General features: G+C 51.1%; 13 protein-coding genes. 6 read left to right on the top strand and 7 right to left on the bottom strand.

The annotated features are described in order from the left end of the window. Positions 1–141: 141 nt before the first annotated feature. Entirely contained in the window at positions 142–2667 is a 2526-nt protein-coding gene (locus tag L21SP2_RS15110) for a glycogen/starch/alpha-glucan phosphorylase (RefSeq protein ID WP_024269450.1), read from the top strand. Between the two features lie 240 nt (positions 2668–2907). Here the strand turns inward: L21SP2_RS15110 and ltrA are convergent, their stop codons facing one another. The 3 genes from ltrA to L21SP2_RS15130 form a co-directional block, all read right to left on the bottom strand. Then, entirely contained in the window at positions 2908–4197 is a 1290-nt protein-coding gene (gene ltrA / locus L21SP2_RS15115; protein WP_024269452.1) for a group II intron reverse transcriptase/maturase, read from the bottom strand. Positions 4198–5083: 886 nt separating this feature from the next. Beyond that, complete coding sequence (locus L21SP2_RS15125) at positions 5084–5587, bottom strand: FKBP-type peptidyl-prolyl cis-trans isomerase (protein WP_053335719.1); 504 nt, start codon at positions 5585–5587, stop codon at positions 5084–5086. A gap of 177 nt (positions 5588–5764) precedes the next feature. Beyond that, complete coding sequence (locus L21SP2_RS15130) at positions 5765–6670, bottom strand: nucleotidyltransferase family protein (RefSeq protein WP_024269454.1); 906 nt, start codon at positions 6668–6670, stop codon at positions 5765–5767. A gap of 404 nt (positions 6671–7074) precedes the next feature. On the opposite strand from L21SP2_RS15130, the gene L21SP2_RS15140 reads away from it, so the two are divergent. Beyond that, positions 7075–8013: a hypothetical protein gene (locus tag L21SP2_RS15140; RefSeq protein ID WP_024269456.1), complete on the top strand. Its 939-nt coding sequence runs from the start codon at positions 7075–7077 to the stop codon at positions 8011–8013. After that, positions 8013–8477, top strand: a complete 465-nt coding sequence (locus L21SP2_RS15145) for a hypothetical protein (protein WP_024269457.1) — start codon at positions 8013–8015, stop codon at positions 8475–8477. Before L21SP2_RS15140 ends, L21SP2_RS15145 begins: the two co-directional genes overlap by 1 nt. A 128-nt stretch (positions 8478–8605) precedes the next feature. Here the strand turns inward: L21SP2_RS15145 and L21SP2_RS15150 are convergent, their stop codons facing one another. The 4 genes from L21SP2_RS15150 to L21SP2_RS15165 are packed head-to-tail and all read right to left on the bottom strand — an operon-like array spanning position 8606 to position 13763. Beyond that, the gene (locus L21SP2_RS15150) at positions 8606–9463 is read right to left on the bottom strand and encodes a diguanylate cyclase (protein WP_024269458.1); all 858 of its coding nucleotides are present in this window, start codon (positions 9461–9463) and stop codon (positions 8606–8608) included. Between the two features lie 33 nt (positions 9464–9496). After that, on the bottom strand, positions 9497–12037 hold the full coding sequence (locus L21SP2_RS15155) for an ATP-binding protein (protein WP_024269459.1): 2541 nt from the start codon (positions 12035–12037) through the stop codon (positions 9497–9499). A 4-nt stretch (positions 12038–12041) separates the two neighbouring features. Further along, entirely contained in the window at positions 12042–12827 is a 786-nt protein-coding gene (locus tag L21SP2_RS15160) for a hypothetical protein (protein WP_024269460.1), read from the bottom strand. Positions 12828–12863: 36 nt separating this feature from the next. Continuing rightward, on the bottom strand, positions 12864–13763 hold the full coding sequence (locus L21SP2_RS15165) for a glycosyltransferase family 2 protein (protein WP_024269461.1): 900 nt from the start codon (positions 13761–13763) through the stop codon (positions 12864–12866). A 38-nt stretch (positions 13764–13801) separates the two neighbouring features. Here L21SP2_RS15165 and L21SP2_RS15170 point away from each other — a divergent pair, with 38 nt between their 5' ends. The 3 genes from L21SP2_RS15170 to L21SP2_RS17650 all read left to right on the top strand — a co-directional run bounded on the left by L21SP2_RS15170 (position 13802) and on the right by L21SP2_RS17650 (position 16802). After that, positions 13802–14836, top strand: coding sequence for a M48 family metallopeptidase (locus tag L21SP2_RS15170; RefSeq protein ID WP_024269462.1), 1035 nt, complete (start codon positions 13802–13804; stop codon positions 14834–14836). Positions 14837–15089: 253 nt separating this feature from the next. Beyond that, entirely contained in the window at positions 15090–15557 is a 468-nt protein-coding gene (gene bcp, locus L21SP2_RS15175; protein WP_024269463.1) for a thioredoxin-dependent thiol peroxidase, read from the top strand. A gap of 345 nt (positions 15558–15902) precedes the next feature. Continuing rightward, entirely contained in the window at positions 15903–16802 is a 900-nt protein-coding gene (locus L21SP2_RS17650) for an endonuclease/exonuclease/phosphatase family protein (protein WP_053335721.1), read from the top strand. The last annotated feature ends 123 nt before the right edge of the window (positions 16803–16925 follow it).

Raw genomic sequence — 16925 nt, forward strand, 5'->3', positions numbered from 1 at the left:
CTCATCTTTTTTTCAATCGGAGAACAGTCCCGCAAGTCAACATTTCTTCCCGGCGGCTTCGGGGGTAGACGCCGGCGAAGCATACCAGCAGTGGTACCACTACTTCGTAAAACCACCGTGGATAACCACAGAGGAGTACAAATGGCTAAAGCAAGTAATTCTGCACCCAAAAATATCCGGAACGGCCTGGACGCCGAGACGGTTAAATGGGATTTTGCGGAAACCCTGAAATACACCATGGGTGTAGACAGTTATTCCGCCACAGAACATGACCGTTATATGGCTCTTGCCTACGCAGTCAGAGACCGGCTCATTAACCAATGGCTTCAAACCCAGCGGACTCATCACGATAAGGATGTGAAGCGGGTGTATTATCTGTCTCTGGAATTCCTCATGGGACGTGCCATGGGAAACAATGTTATCAACTCAGGAATCGAAGGCGCCGTACGAAAGGCTCTGGACGAACTGGGATACGATTTCGAGGAACTCCGGGAACAGGAAATTGACGCAGGTCTGGGTAACGGCGGTCTGGGAAGACTTGCTGCATGTTTCATCGACTCAATGGCCACCCTTGATCTTCCCGCCTTCGGATATGGTCTGCGGTATGACTACGGGATATTCCGTCAGGAAATTGATAACGGATATCAGGTTGAACATCCCGATGACTGGCTTCGAAACGGGAATCCGTGGGAAATTGAACGTCCCGATATTTCCGTTGAAGTGAACTTCGGCGGACGCGTGGTTGCAACTGAGGACAACGGTAAAATCAACTACCGCTGGATCGATACAGACAGCGTCGTGGGTGTTGCATACGACCAGCCGATTGTGGGATACGGCGGAAACACGGTTAATACTCTCCGTCTGTGGGGTGCCCGTGCCAACGAAGAATTCAGTTTTTATGATTTCAATGCCGGTGATTATGCAGAAGCAGTCGCCGACAGGGTTCAGGCGGAAAACCTGACCCGGGTATTGTATCCCAACGATACTCTCTATCTTGGTAAGGAACTGCGGCTGAAGCAGCAGTACTTCTTTGTGGCCTGTTCTTTGGCTGATATTATCCGCCGCTTTAAAAAGTCCGGTAAAAAATGGACTGAGCTTCCAAAGATGGCAGCCATACAGTTGAATGACACACACCCTTCCATTGCAGTTGCAGAACTTATGCGGGTGCTCATCGATGAAGAAGGTCTTGACTGGGACAGCGCATGGGACATTACCGTCAACACCATGGGCTACACCAACCACACACTCATGCCCGAAGCTCTGGAAAAATGGTCGGTACCCATGTTCGAAAAGCTTCTTCCCCGGCATCTTCAGCTGATTTACGAGATCAATCACCGCTTCCTCAGCAAGGTAGCTGTGAAGTTCCCCGGCGACACCGCAAAACTCCGGGACATGAGCATTATCGAAGAAGGCGAACCCAAAATGATCCGCATGGCGTTCCTGGCCATCGTCGGTTCACACTCCGTCAACGGGGTGGCAGCTCTGCATACCGAACTTCTGAAGGCACGACTGGTACCCAACTTCGCCTCCATGTGGCCCGAGCGTTTCAACAACAAGACCAACGGGATCACCCAGCGAAGATTTCTCCTGAAATCAAATCCCCCCCTTGCCGAGCTGCTCACAGAGACCGTGGGTGACGGCTGGATTACCCAGCTCAGTGAGCTGGAACAGATCAGAAGCAAAGCCAAAGATGCGACATTCCAGAAGAAGATCGCCAAAGTGAAACTGGAAGCCAAAAAGCGCCTGGCCGAGTATGTTGAAAAGGATTACGGCTACAAGCTGGATACATCCCACATCTTCGACATTCAGATCAAGCGTATCCATGAGTACAAGCGTCAGCTCCTGAACGCACTTCACATCATCATGCTCTACAACCGGATCAAGCGGGGCGACACCAAAGATATGGCTCCCCGAACCTTCATCTTCGGCGGAAAAGCTGCCCCCGGATATCAGATGGCCAAACTGATCATCAAGCTGATCAACAATATTGCCACGGTTATCAACAACGATCCCGATGTGAACAAATACCTGCAGGTATACTTCCTGGGCAACTACCGGGTAAGCCTTGCAGAGCGTCTGATCCCCGCAGCGGATGTATCCGAGCAGATTTCCACCGCCGGTACAGAGGCATCGGGTACTGGTAACATGAAATTCATGGCCAACGGTGCACTGACCATCGGTACTCTCGATGGAGCGAATATCGAAATCAAGGAAGAAGCCGGAGATGACAACATCTTTATCTTCGGAATGAACGCCGATGAAGTGGAAGCCCTCCGACCCGTGTACGATCCCTATCAGTACTACCTGGAAGATACGGAAATCAAGGAGGCTCTGGACCTTCTGTTCAGCGGATACTTTAACTTCGGTGAGCCGGGCATTTTCGAGCCCATCCGCCAAACACTCTTCGAGCGGGGTGACAACTACATGCACCTTGCCGATCTGCGAAGCTACGCCGACGCCCACGATCAGGTTGTGAAAACCTATAATAACCAAAAGAAATGGCTTGAGATGTCCATCAACAATATTGCCGGATGCGGAAAGTTTTCCTCAGACCGGACAATTCATCAGTATGCTGAAGATATCTGGAATGTAAAGCCCTGCAAGGTGGAAAGAAACACCGAAGGCGATGACACTCTCATCGAAGCTACACTCAAGGGAAAGAAGTAATACTTTTTCCTTCTGATATCTATTAATTCAAAGCCACCCGGGTTTTCCGGGTGGCTTTTTTTTGCCCTCCCCGGCATTTTCCTCCCGGTAGAGTGCTCCCGGTACGGTGCGGTCTTCCCGGCACCCCGGGGCTGCGTCGGCACGGACAATCGAGTAGGGCAATAAAGGAGGAATGACCTCCTTTATTGTCCCTCTCACAGAACCGTACGTACGGACCTCGTATACGGCTCCTGTCTTCAGTTATCCAGCAAGCTGCCGGACAGAAATTGCGACCTGTACCTTGTCGAGAGAAAACAGATTCATCTCTTCAAAGTGCTTGTTTTGCAGCGCCATGGCTGCAAGCGGACTTTTAGCCGATCTCCACGAACTCATCTTGATGTGTTTGAACTCGCCTTGAAATCCCAGCTGCCGCAATCGGCGGTGCAGCCGGGAAGAGCGTTTCCAAAGTCGCAACTGAATAGCCCGCAATCGCCTGCGTACCCAGCTCATCAGCTCCCTGAATACCTTCGTACAATTTGCTATCCTGAAATAGTTAGCAAACCCGCGTAGTACTGGATTGAGTTCGTAAATTGTCGATCCCAGCGGTCTCCCGCTGTTGCGTCGGGTCAGTTTCCTGACCTTGTCCTTGAAGGCTTTCACCTTCTTTTCCTGAATCCGGGTGTGGTGACGAGAGATTACTACTCCAAGGTAGCGCACCCCCTCATACAGGTTTGTAATGTGAGTTTTCTCACGATTCACAGCCAGTCCCATTTCTTCTTCCAGAAAATGCGTTGCAGCTGCAAGCCGACGTTCCGCACCTTTTTGTGATGAAGCAAAGATGAGGATATCGTCGGCATAGCGAACTATGCGATACCCTCGTGCCATGCTCCACTGGTCAAAGAAGTCGAGGTAGATGTTCGCGAGAAGCGGACTAATCACCCCGCCCTGGGGACTCCCTTCTTCAGTGTTCTCTTCACCAGCATCCGTCATCACACCACTTTCAAGAAAGAGGCGTATGAGATTCAAGATGCTTCCATCGGCAACTCGTTTTCGTACTTGAGTCAGTAAAAAGTCATGCTTCAGTGTGTCAAAACACTTCGACAAGTCCATATCCACTACCCATTCCAATTCATACCTGCGCATGAACGTAGATGCCTTATCAATTGCCTGATGTGCGCTTCTGCCCGGTCGGTATCCGTAACTGGACGGATGAAAGTCCGGGTCAAATATTGGGTTTAGAATGTCCAGTAAGGCTTGCTGGACTACCCGGTCGCGAACCGAAGGTATCCCGAGTTTCCTTACTCCTCCCCCGTCTTTGGGTATTTCCACCCTCAAGACTGGAAGCGGTCGGTAGCTCTTGTCCTTCAATTCCTTCACAAGTACATCGAGTTGCTCCGCCAGACGGTCGGCAAAGGCTTTGACGCTCACTCCGTCTACTCCGGGGGCTCCGTTCGTTGCCTTCACCTTCCTGAAAGCGGCCTCCAGCCGTGGTCTCTCGAGCATCCTGCCGTAGAGGCTGTACCAGATTTTACGATTTCCTTGTGTCTGCATCTTCTTTCGTTTGAAACCTCGGCGGTGAAACTCCTGCTCATTCTCTCCTCTGCAGCTGTCTCTTAGCCATTTTCCGGCAATATTCAGCTGGTCAAAAAGATACTCAGGTCAACGGTATTCTGGCTCAGCTTCCTGGTTCCCCAGTCGGCCGTGGCCACATACTCTGCTCACTTTCCAGCAACTTTCTGTTTAGGCTTCACGCTCCTTCGGTTGCATAGGCGAGCAGGCAGCGTAGCTGCCGACCAGCCTTTTCATCGAAACAAGATTTACTAAAAACTTCGTCCCTTCGCATCCGCATCCGGCTTTTGGCCTGAATGCAGTCCTCGTCACCGGGGACGAGGTCATTCCGGTTTTCTCCTCCACACCATTACTGGCTTTCACTGGCCGGAACTTACTCACTACTACGGACTCATCTGCCACCTGCTGAAACTTCGATCTGACTTGCATTTCTGCTTGTCGTTCCCTACCCTTTGCTGGGATTTCAACAGGTTTCCCCAGATACTGTGCGCAGTCCCTGTAAACAACGCCATCCTCAAACACACTACAGGTCTGTTCAGGTTTCGGGCTTCGCGCTATTTTGCACGCTTACCACCCCTGTTGTGCCGTATCAGGTTCGCTTTCGCTATGTGCTGTTCACTTCCTATTGCTTCCTTCAGACCCAACCGTTGCCAGCTGCGCCCTTGCAATTCGGATTGTCTTCCTCCTGAACGAGGCGACACCGGTATCTTCCAACCGGTCGGGTATGCCTGCGCTTCGCTGGGCATACAAAAAACCGCCTCCGATTTCAATCGGAAGGCGGTTTATTACGCGGCATTTCAATGCACAGAATGTAAACTGGCTCGCACGTATTTTTTCAGCTGATTATATGATGAATCGGCTGGGGATATCAGTGTCCGTGACCGCCGCAGCCGCAGCCGCCTCCGCCGCATCCACAACCCTGATCCTGGTTGAGCAGATGCTCGGGGACCTCTTCAACCGAGGTAACTTTCACGGTAAACTCGATATCCTGTCCCGCCAGGGGATGGTTGGCATCCAGAGTCACATCATCATCACCGATTTCTGTTACGGTCAATTCAGCAGGTCGACCTCCGATGGTGCTTTGAACCCGCACTCCCGGCTCCAGCCCTTCGAACCCTTCAAAGCGCTCAAGGGGAACAGTAAACACCAGATCCTCCCGGCGTTCGCCGTAGGCTTCGTCGGCGGGAATGACAAAATTCAGATCATCGCCAACAGAAGCCCCTTCAAGTCTGGAGTCCAGACCGGGAACCACGTCACCTCTTCCGAGAATGAAAGAAAACGGTCCGTTTTTATCGGAATCACCCAGCAGAACCCCGTCTGTGGTCTTAAACGTATAATCAATGGTTATTTGTGTGTTCTTTACAGCAGTCATACAAAAGAGAATAGTAAAATCCCCTCCGGCAATCAAGCCTATTGAAGGGGAATATTACAGATTTTGTAAGTTATATTGCACACAGGAAAGGCGTTTCACTCCTCCCTTGCTAGACCCTGCGGTACTCAGACCTGCGGATGCTCAGCTCCACTGCGGATGTTCACCCCCTGCGGATGCTTAAGCCCACAGACTCTCAGGATATTCTCCTGATTCCACCAGTGCCTGTATACTGCTCACAACTCCCGGACGATCTTCCTGATAGGTAATCCCGAACCATTCGGCTGAACTGCGCAGCACCTTCATACTGGCATCACCGCTATTTACTGCGTCATTTGCAACAGTGGGAATGTAAAATTCACTTTTCAGGTCGGGGCCGGTGCTCCGAAGGAAACTTGCAAACATCTCCTGCATTCTGGGTAGCACTGCAGGGGTGAATCCGAAGAGATTCATGGAAACCGCCTCGTCACCGGTAAACCGTTTGCTGCTGCCATCGTCCAGGTGACTGAGTACATGGCCGGACTTTTTTTCCAGCTTGGTATGCTCGGTCATACCGGTGAGGCATCCCTGCTCATCAACCTGACAAATTCCCCGGGAAACGGTACCGTTCTCGCTGACGGTTTTCATCAGCTGATATCCCACCATGGCGTACTCACGATCCGTTCCGTTTCTGGATGCCAAGAACTCACCCATTACCCGGTATGCATCCTTTCCGTAAAAATCATCGGCATTTATTACTGCGAACGGTTCCTTCAGCACATCTCTGGCTGCCAGAACCGCATGGGCGGTTCCCCAGGGTTTGCTCCGGTCCTCCGGCACACTGAACCCGGCGGGCAGATCATCCATTTCCTGAAATACATACTCACAGGGAATCCTGTCTGAGAATCGGGGAAGAACATGCTTGTCAAAATCATCCTTGATATCTCTTCTGATAACAAATACCACTTTTCCGAATCCGGCACGTATGGCATCGAAAATCGAATACTCCAAAATGATTTCGCCGTTGGTTCCAACGGGTTCAATCTGCTTAATTCCGCCGTATCGGCTCCCCATTCCTGCCGCAAGGATTAGTAAGGTCGGTTTCATCCACCCTCCTGAGAAAAACTGTTTTTGGATTTGGATAGTGCACAGAAGCTTGTGAAAAAAAGCGAATTTTCACAGAACGCTGAAGCTCACCTCTCCATGTAGTGCGGCGAAATTATGACACCACCATATTTGGACCCGCATTTCCGGAATTTTCTGTTTCACAAGCTTCGGTGCACTAGTCTTGATTTACCTGAAATCAGAGTATAGCATGGCCATATGTACAAAAAAACCCCGACCAAACGGTCGGGGCAGAATGACCCTCAAAAAGGACCCATTGTGAAGAGGAGACTCTCCAACACACTCGTATATATCAATTATACTTCACTGATTATAGAAAACAATTATATTGCCCAAATCTCTTCAGTAATATCATCAAATTTTCCGGCATCCCGGGGAAACAACCCATGAGTTCTTTTGATAACCCTGCTAACATCCTCGTTGCGGTACAATCCGGAAAAATGATCCGCTGGCACCTGGTGAATACAACAGGCCATATCCTGCACGAAAAAATATTCGAGCACGGCACCACGGAAATCAGCGAGGACCTGGCCCGCATTGTCTACCGTATTCATAAATTGCGTCACGATCCCGGCCGAAGCATCGCTGCAGTGGTATTCACCAATCTGAACCGGGAAACTGCTGATATACTGAAACAGGGAATTGCCGTGAATGATCACAACTCTACGATCAGTCTCTCACCGGCCCGGGCCCTTGCTGAATTCAACACAGGACAGAACGGGCTGGATACGGACAGCGTTCTTGGTGCCGGGGGTGAAAAGCCGAAGAACGGCGGAGCAATATATCTGGTAATTGATGAGATCCTGCAAGCCTATGTTCCCGGAAGAGATGGATCCGATGATTTCCTGTTTACCCCGGAATCCATGATACTTCGCTCCGGGGGATATCTTCACCCGGCACAGGCCAGAGGAAGTGCCGGTGCGGAATTCAGCCAACTCCTGCTCACCGACTCCCTGTCTTTCTCGTCACCTGAGGGTCCTCTGGAGGTTCAGGCTCGCTTCCGAAGCCGACTCAGAAGAGGTGAAAAGGATGCCCGGGAATACTACTCACGATATTGTGAAAACCTGGCGGTACTGTGCATAAACCTGAACGATGTTTTCCCACACCGGAAGATACTGCTCTATGGTCCTCTTGTTTCTTCCGACCCCATGTTCCGGCAATCCATACGGGAAAAGATTGGAAGAGTGATGTATCCTGTGGATGCCGAATCACTTGCGGGATCAGTTACAACGGGCCTGGATTACCTCAGAAGCCTGAGCTCCGGTGCAGGGATTTGGTTCGGTCGAATGGGCGGCTCTATCGAGTCCAGTAAAAAGGATGAATAATGAACAATTCAATCAGCCTCCGGCTGACACATGCTCGGTTCCGGAGAATCATTCGCGGCACTCTGCCCGGTATTATTCTGCTTGGAATTATTCTGCTCTTCCCGGTATCATGTTCCCGGGGAAATGACAGTGCCGACGGAGCAGCCAGAAGATTCCTTCAGGCACTGCAGGGATACAATTTTGCAGAGGCAGCGGAAGTCTCCCTGGACAACACAGCAGGTCTTCTGTTGTTTATGGAAAAGATGCATGAAACTGCTGCGGAACAGGGAGAGACAATTTCCCTGCCTATCCCGCCGGCAAACCGGGAGATTATGCTGGTATCCGAAGAAGCAAGAACCGGCTATCGGCGCATGAGGTACCGTATCGGCGAAACGCTGATGGTTTTGAATGCATTTGAGTCCGACGGGAGGTGGTTCATTGAACTGCCCCGGGAAAGCTGGGTGATTGGTGAAGAGGAGCCTTGAAGCCCGTAAGCCCCATGGCGCTTACTCAGGCCGGACGGACTGATCATAGCAGACTAATCGCTCAGGACGGACGGGCTGTTCATACCAGGCTGTTCATGGCAGACTGACGGCTCATGCAGGACGGACTTCTAATGCTGCACTTTGTGCATGTACATCCGTTTATCCGCCTGGATCAGCAGCTCATTCATGGTTTCACCGTCCTGGGGAAAGGCCGACTGCCCCAGTGATATGCTGAAATTCATATCCTGCATCTCCCGGATGCAGAGTGCGCTCACATTTTCCACGATTCGTTCGCTCAGCCTGTGGGCATGTTCTATGTCGGCACTGTCCATGAGAATAACAAACTCGTCCCCGCCGTACCTGCAGAGCAGATCACTGCCACGGATGGTTCCCGCCAGAGTCTCGGCAATGGCGCTGAGCAGCAGATCTCCCGCACTGTGTCCATATCGGTCATTCACTTCCTTGAAATTATCTATATCTGCAAAAACCACTGCGAGCCGTGAATCCTGTCTCCGGGCCAGTTCCATGAGCCTGGCATACTCTCTCTCAATGAAACGACGGTTATATAGCCCGGTGAGAGGATCGGTGAGGCTGTCCATGTGAATGCGCTGGATTCGATGGTGTTCTTTGGAAGCCTCTTCCAGGACGGTTTTCAGGTCACCTGTATCGAAAGGTTTTTGAAGAAAGCTGAATACCCGGCTCTGGTTTATGGCCTTGAGGGCTGTTTCCATATCCGCATACCCGGTGAGCATGATCCGGATCGTATCAGGAAAACGTTCCATGCTCTTTCGAAGGAAATCGATACCGTTATTTCCCGGCATTCGATAATCGGCTACCACTACGGAAAACCGGTCACCGGACTCCAGTATTTTCAAAGCCTCATCGGCATCTGCCGCCACGGCACATTCATAGGACCGGCGGAAATTTCTCTGGATGGACTGCAGGAGATTGGTATCATCATCAACAAATAAAATTTTGTCACGCATGAATGCCTCCCTGAGTTTTTCTGTGTAGACTGATTATTCGGCTGCATCAGGTAGAATGAGACGAAACTCGCTGCCTTTTCGTGGCGCACTGCGCAGCAGAATCTCACCTTTATGACGATTTTCTATGATTTCATATACAATTGCAAGCCCCTGTCCCGTCCCTGCGCCCACTTCTTTTGTGGTGAAAAACGGTTCGAAAATGCGGTTCTGATGCTCCGGGGGAATTCCTATCCCGTTATCCTTTACCGCTATCTCCACCTGTCCGGCGCGCCGGGAACTGGTAATCAGGATGTCACCTTTCAGCGGCTCGGTGTGCGTTTCATCGCCATAAAACCGTTCTTTTATTGCGTGGACGGAATTGACTATCAGGTTTATCAGAGCCTGGCTGATATCCTGGGGTGAACAAAAAAACTCCGGAGGATCCGCCTGCAAATCCGTTTCAACCCGGGCATACCGGGACCATTCATACCTGCAAAGCAGCACGGCATCACGTATCACCTCATTGATATTCGTCTCTGTATTCCTCAATGGGTCCGCGTTTCCCGGATGGGAATACGTTCGCATGGCATCCAGAAGCTGCTTTTGCTTATTCACCCCTTCTATGCTCTGGCTGATAGCCCGGGGAATTTCTTCCTGTAGAAAGGGCAGATCAATCTCGTTGAGTTTCCTGATGAAATGCTTTACCCGTTCATAGGGCATATCGGTAATGGCTTCTTCATATCCGCCAAGCTCTTCATACAGTTCCCTGCCCACGGGGTACATTGCAGAAAGACTCTCATCAATGAAGTGCAGATTATCCTGAATATATTGATTGGGCGTATTCATTTCGTGGGCAATCCCCGCAGCAAGTTCACCCATTGCTTCAATTCTTCTGGTATGGTTCAGCTGCACTTCCATCAGTTCCCGCTGAAGCCTCAGCTGCTCCTGTTCCAGATAGCTGCAAATTTCATGGAATACCGCCTGAATGAGATCGTGATCTCCATTCTGTTCCAGTTTTCTGTCGTATGCGTACACTTCAAGGGAAAAATTGTACTGCCGGGATAATTCATATTCGTGACGAAAAAGATCAGCACATCCTTCGTCGGAGCATTCCCCCACCGAAATATCCTGACCGTACAGCTGAACATGTATGCAGCAAAACCGCCGATCATCCAGGTGTTTGTACAGAAGAGAGACAGCTTCTTCTACCCGGGAAAAGGAATCCCCCTGTTCCTCCCTGAAAAGATGATTGATGCTGAACAGGCAGTTCAACTGGCTCACCTTCTGCTCAAGATTTTGAATAAGTTTTCGCTTCTGGGCATCTCCCTGTCGCTGCAGGTAGTAGCTTTTAAACATTTCCGCAATCATCAGAAAGAGCATGCGATCTTCGTAGACAAGGGGGGTTGCCGGAGAATAGATCCACAAACTTCCCAGCAAGCGCCCACCGGAGCGCATCGGAAGGATGAACATCCGTGGAATACGCTTCCCCTCCCAGCTTTCTGTGTAAATATATTCCTCATCCTCCAGAGCATTGCGCAGATCCGAACTCTGCTGTTGGGTCAGATGCCTGCTATCACTTTCGTGGAGTTTTCTTCGATTTACCCAGCTCAGCTCAGAACCTTCGAACAGAGCCTCCTCGGGAGAATACAGTTCCATACATACCGAATCGGCCTCGCACAGACTGCCCAGCTGCTCCAGAGCATCCATGAAACTGCTTCGGGGATTTTCAACTTCAATGAAATACCCGGCAATCAGGCTCATTGCACTTTCCATCTTCAACCGGTGTTTGAATTTGTCTTCAATCATTCTTCGCTGGGAGATATCTCTGATAATACTGTAGTAAAGTGTACTGCTCCCGGTTGAGCGGTGAATTTTCCCGGTTAGAACCTCAGCTGAAAAAACCGTATTTCTGGCATTCTGGAGCAGTACTTCCAGATGCATTCTTTCATGGAGGGAACTGCCTTCAATAAGCTCGTGGAACACCCCTCGAAACTCAGAAGGTTCATAATCCTGAAGCCGTGTTCCCTTAGGATCCCCTTCAGTACCACTGAGCATTTCCCGTGCCCGGGAATTGGACTGGAGAATGGTACCATCATGGGTATGAATCAGAATGCCGTCGCCATTATTGAGAAACAGCTGATGATAGGCGCCCCGGTAACCTTCCGGATCTCCATTACCTTCTGCATCTTTGAACCGGGGGATTGCCTCATCGGGCGTCCGGAGATTTCTTCGGATAGCCAGTTCAAGGTCAGTTCCGCCCCAGGGGCGGGGCAGCAGATCATACCCGCAGCGGTCAAGTTCTCCGTCTCTTAATGCGGAGTCAATATGCTCATAATCCAGGCACACAATTACCGGAATGTTTTCCCGGGTCAGCTCATTGCAGCGGTATTCCCGCATTCCCGGATCGGCCATAGAATCACTGTCGAAGATTATTATGGAGACCCTGTTCGTCGATTGACCCAATCGGTCTGTGAGGTCATCTTCCGGGCTGAGTACGGTAAATCGTTCGATACCGCATTTCTGGAGAGCTGCGGCAATTTGCACATGAGCCTCAGGCTTGTCGGCTACAATCAGGGCTGAGAGGTGGCGGTTCATACCATCAGTATATTACAGAGAATTCCAGAGGTGTACGCAATGTCAGTAATTCAATTATATTCACTTCAAATTCAGCGGCATTTCCTGACTCTGATCCCAGGTTTTCCGCTTCCCCGGTGGCGAGAAACCTCCCCCCTTCAATGTTTTGGGGGTCCATCCGGGCGTTATCCGGAAGAGCAAAAACCAGTACCAGTTTTGAATTGTTGAATATGCCGTTCAGTTTTTCTTCATCTGCATAGTCCCCCAGCGCCCACAGAAGGTCACTTCGGTACTGTCCGGAACTCACGCCGGCCTCCCCGCCTGAAGGAAGGAGGAAATCGGCAACATCCCGGGATCCGGCCGTTCCCAGGGAAAGCAGTCCCCGTACCACCTCGGGACTGATACGGATTTTCAGTTCCCGCTGACCTGCTTCCCTGCCGGTGAGACGGATGAAATCCCCTTCGGCAGATACATTCTCACGGGAGATCAGTTCATTTACGCTCTGGAAGTCGACGGTGACATTGATATTTCTCGGATTTTCCTGGGACATGCTGCGAAGCCGTACGCCGTTGCGGCTGTTCAGCTGTTCTGTAAGCTGCAGGGGATCAAGAATGGTTTCCAGATCGTAATTTCCGGTGATATCCTGATAATACTGCACAAGGACAGGATGAACTGAAGCTGATATATCCGCAGAGCCGGACAGGTCGGGTTCCAGCATAATAGTTGAACTGGATGAACAGGATGTCCCCAGCAGTGCCAGGGCCGCTGCTGCAAGAAAAGCTGTGAAGATGGTAGTGTTTCGGTCCCTCATGGATATTGCCCCCGTATTCAGATAGTTGATAGTTTCTCAGTCGTTTTCCCGAAGGACCGTGCGAATCACTCTCCGCATCCGTTCAGCTTCGGCTTCATTGCCCCGTTTCAAGGCGCCCTTCAAATATATCTCCGCCTTCTTTACCAGCATATTACGAATCGCCGTCTGCTGCGGCTCGGAAAAAATATCCGGGGAATTCTCAAGCAGCCGCTGCAGTGCGGCAATGCGAAACCCTTCGATCTGTCCGTAGCGCTCAGAGAGCTGATCCTGATTCGGCAGTCCCGCCCGCTTTTCCACACAGGGTTCATCAACATAACCCGCTTCCTCCCGGGCAGTTACACGCAGCCAGAACTCATAGTCCTCGGCAACCTGAAGATCCTCCCGGAACCCGCCCAGAGTGTTGAACAAGCTCTTATCCATAACAGCCGTACTGGGGCCGATAATGCATTTCCAGAGTGAGTCGGTAAAAAGATCGCCCCTGCGGCGGTGTTTCTGGCTTTTTTGACTCACCTCCCGGCGTGAACCGCCGTGATCAAATCGGATCCAGCGCTCCCGGGTGTGGCTTATTCGCGTCTCCCGGTGGAGGGGAAGCTGAAGAGACAGCTTTTCCGGCAGCCAGATATCATCCGAATCCAGAAACGCAACAAGATCGTGACGGGCCAGTTCGACCCCCCGGTTTCGCGCCCGCCCCGGGTATCCTCCGTGTTCCAATGCAAGGGGCAGAAACTCCCGATCAGGCCTGGGCGTCCGGGACTGCAGTTTGTTCCAATGCATCTGGGCGGCCAGCAGTGATCCGTCAGTGGAACCGTCATCCGCCACGATGCACTGAATTGCCGTGTCCGGAGACTCCTGATGAAATACGCTATCCAGGGCCTCAAGAAGGTGGTGAGCACGGTTATAGACGGGTATAATTACAGAAACGGAATTCAGATTCACTGATCCGCATTCTACACCAGATTACTTCGGAGGAAAACATGGCAGAAAAGAAAATCATCTACCCCGATAAAACCGTCCTCACCGGCATCTCACCCCGTTCATGGGAGCACCCTGCTGACCGGGCAGCCCTCAACAGCCTCAGAGCCGTACCGGGGCTGGACCAGGTAATGAAATTCCTTGTGGGGATGACCAACGAGAAAAGCCTCAGGCTGCTGTTCCTCAGTTCCACGGTAAAATGCAGCGAGACGCAGTTTCCACGGGTAACCAGTTTACGCAACGAGGTCGCCCGGATCCTGGATGCTGATTATCTGCCGGATATTTTCGTGACCCAGAGCCCGGTGCTCAACGCCGGCGCCATTGGAGTTGACACTCCGTTTATCTCGCTAAATTCCGAGCTGGTCAGGCATTTCAGCGATGAAGAGCTTCTCAGCGTCATCGCCCACGAGATGGCCCACATCATGAGCGGCCACGTACTGTATAAAACCCTGCTCTGGGTTCTCATGAACATGGGAATTATGATCTTCCGGCTTCCCCTCAGTCAGCTGGTGCTCATGGGGCTTATCGGTGCATTGCGGGAATGGGACAGGAAAAGCGAGCTCAGCGCAGACCGTGCGGCCCTTCTCGCCGTTCAGAACCCGGAGGTTCAGTACCGTACCCTCCTGAAGCTTGCCGGGGGCTTCGAAACCGACCAGATGGATATTCAGGAATTCTTCGCCCAGGCCGATGAATATGATTCCTACGGCAACGTTGTGGACAGCGTGTACAAAAGTCTCAACCTCTTTACCCAGACCCACCCCTTCCCCGTGCTGCGCATTAAAGACCTTCGCGACTGGTATGAATCCGGCAGATACGAAGAAGTAATTCAGGGCAACTATCCCCGGCGGGACGGCAGCGAAGATGACGATATCCGCAAAGACTTCGAAGAGGCTGCCAGACAGTATCAGGAAGATCTGAAAAAGAGCCGGGACCCCCTTGCCCGAACTCTCAGCGATTTCGGCGAAAACATCAGCAAGGGAGTGGAAAACACAGCCCGGGAGGCCGAAGAGTTCTTCCGAAATATATTCAGATCCTGAATCAGTCTCCGACCCGGGCCCCGTTTCGGGACCGGATCGGGGTTCGGGCCGGCCGCTTATTGACCCGGGCTGCTTTTTGAACCAGACCATTTTTCCGGTCGGCAGAGCGGTATGCTCAGGGCCACACAATTAGCTACTCCCGCCGGTTTTTTTTCAGTACATTATCTCCACGAAGCCCGGAGCGACGGCATCAGCCTAATCGGACATGTTGCCGCCGTTTCTGTATTTATATTCTTATCAAAAGGAGCAATTCATGGAAAAACTTCCCGTGCCCGAAGCAGGCAGCAAAGCCCCGGATTTCAGCGCAGTGAATCAGAATGGAGAAACGGTTTCTCTCAGTGATTTTGCCGGAAAAAAGGTGGTTCTCTATTTTTATCCGAAAGACAACACTCCCGGCTGCACCAAGGAAGCCTGCAGTCTGCGGGATAACCACAGCGAAATTCAGAAACGGGGGGCTGTGGTGCTTGGCGTGAGCCGCGACGGAGAAAAAAGTCACAGCAATTTCATAGAAAAATTCAGTTTGCCCTTTGACCTGTTAGTTGATAAGGATCTCACCGTACACAAGGCCTATGGAGCTTATGGGGAAAAAAATATGTACGGAAAGAAGAGCGAAGTTGCATTCAGATACACCTTTGTGATCGATGAAGGCGGAATTATACAGAAAGTTTTTAAAAAAGTAAAGACAGATGCACACGGTGAGGAAATTTTGAATTATATTTAGGCACAGAGGCTGGAGAGTAACTATCAACAGCCAAAGCATTTGCGGGTCGCAGCCTTCGGCAGAACTGATTCTTAGGATTTCAACCTTTCAGTTCATCTAGGTTCCTCCTTGAAGGGCCGGGGGATGCGGCCCTTTTTTTGTGAAAATCTTCTACAGTGCACCAAAGCTTGTGAAAAGCTGTGATTTTCAGATTTTTTGCTTGCCAAGCCGCTACCGATAGCGGTGTAAAAATGTGCACCGCTACAACAAGTGGAGCCTTGGTGGCGAACTTTTTGTTCCACAAGCTTCCGTGCACTGCAAAATTCTCCTGGAAACATCAGAGCTTTTCACTATAATAATGCTATTATGCATGACAATCGAAACCGGCCCGAACGCCTCAGAAACCGAAAATGCGGACGGAGCCCAGCAACCCTGGTTTTGCTGGCGATACTCCTGAGTTCCTGCATCAGCCACCCCCTCCCTCTTCCGGACAATCCTTACACCGGCACCCAGTCCGGGCTCCTCGTTTCAACTCTGAATGTCATGTACGATCGAGTTGAAGAAGCTCCCCGCCGTATCACGGGACTGAGCGACCTTCTACAAAGTGCCGAAAGAGACTTATGGTTCCTGCAGGAAGTGGTGAGTATTCTGCCGGACGATTTCATTGCCCCGGTTAACCGGATATTCAACATGCTTAAAAACATGGATGAGTACGGGCTCATCTCCGCCGATTCCTACTCCCGGACCGGAAATATCAACCCGATTTTGTATAGCAAAGCACGATTCTCTCCGGTGAGAAGCGGCACCTATTGGTTCAGTCACAATGCCTTTGTTCCCGATTCACGCAGCTGGGGAAATACCCGGCCCCGTCAGATGACATGGGCCGTGCTCTATGACCGGGCCGCGGATAGCTGCATATCTGTGGTGAACCTTCATCTTGACCATGCATCAGCTGAATCCCGAAAGCCTTCAGTGGAGATGATGTTTCAGGTCATCCACCAAGAACGACTGAATGCCCACCCCATCATTATTGCCGGAGACTTCAACAGCATCTCCCCGTCGAAAACCGGGAGATTGCTGCTGGAACAATTCCATGAGGCTGAATACCCCGGCGGAAGCTTTCGCCGTCTCCCAATGTCCATTGACCATATATTTTACCGCAGTCTTGAAGAACTGGACTGCCGTGCAGAATCTGTGACAATCAGCGATCATAAGATGGTCACAGCACGTTTTACATACCCCGTCGATACCATCATCACAGAATAGAAAATTCATTGCTGTCATGCTATATTTAGAGCAGGTTGGTGATCCTGAGCCTGGGTTCGTTGTATGGATATGAAACCATTTGCAGTATATCTTCAGGATTTCTCCCTGAAACACAGGACAGGA

Source organism: Salinispira pacifica, from assembly GCF_000507245.1.
Taxonomy (GTDB): domain Bacteria; phylum Spirochaetota; class Spirochaetia; order DSM-27196; family Salinispiraceae; genus Salinispira; species Salinispira pacifica.

What these genes read in the sequence shown, in the direction of transcription:
- bcp (WP_024269463.1), top strand. Translation starts at nt 15,090, where the DNA reads ATGGAAAAACTTCCCGTGCCCGAAGCAGGCAGCAAAGCCCCGGATTTC.
- L21SP2_RS15170 (WP_024269462.1), top strand. Translation starts at nt 13,802, where the DNA reads ATGGCAGAAAAGAAAATCATCTACCCCGATAAAACCGTCCTCACCGGC.
- ltrA (WP_024269452.1), bottom strand. Translation starts at nt 4,197, where the DNA reads ATGCAGACACAAGGAAATCGTAAAATCTGGTACAGCCTCTACGGCAGG.
- L21SP2_RS15140 (WP_024269456.1), top strand. Translation starts at nt 7,075, where the DNA reads ATGAGTTCTTTTGATAACCCTGCTAACATCCTCGTTGCGGTACAATCC.
- L21SP2_RS15125 (WP_053335719.1), bottom strand. Translation starts at nt 5,587, where the DNA reads ATGACTGCTGTAAAGAACACACAAATAACCATTGATTATACGTTTAAG.
- L21SP2_RS17650 (WP_053335721.1), top strand. Translation starts at nt 15,903, where the DNA reads ATGCATGACAATCGAAACCGGCCCGAACGCCTCAGAAACCGAAAATGC.
- L21SP2_RS15160 (WP_024269460.1), bottom strand. Translation starts at nt 12,827, where the DNA reads ATGAGGGACCGAAACACTACCATCTTCACAGCTTTTCTTGCAGCAGCG.
- L21SP2_RS15145 (WP_024269457.1), top strand. Translation starts at nt 8,013, where the DNA reads ATGAACAATTCAATCAGCCTCCGGCTGACACATGCTCGGTTCCGGAGA.
- L21SP2_RS15155 (WP_024269459.1), bottom strand. Translation starts at nt 12,037, where the DNA reads ATGAACCGCCACCTCTCAGCCCTGATTGTAGCCGACAAGCCTGAGGCT.
- L21SP2_RS15130 (WP_024269454.1), bottom strand. Translation starts at nt 6,670, where the DNA reads ATGAAACCGACCTTACTAATCCTTGCGGCAGGAATGGGGAGCCGATAC.
- L21SP2_RS15150 (WP_024269458.1), bottom strand. Translation starts at nt 9,463, where the DNA reads ATGCGTGACAAAATTTTATTTGTTGATGATGATACCAATCTCCTGCAG.
- L21SP2_RS15110 (WP_024269450.1), top strand. Translation starts at nt 142, where the DNA reads ATGGCTAAAGCAAGTAATTCTGCACCCAAAAATATCCGGAACGGCCTG.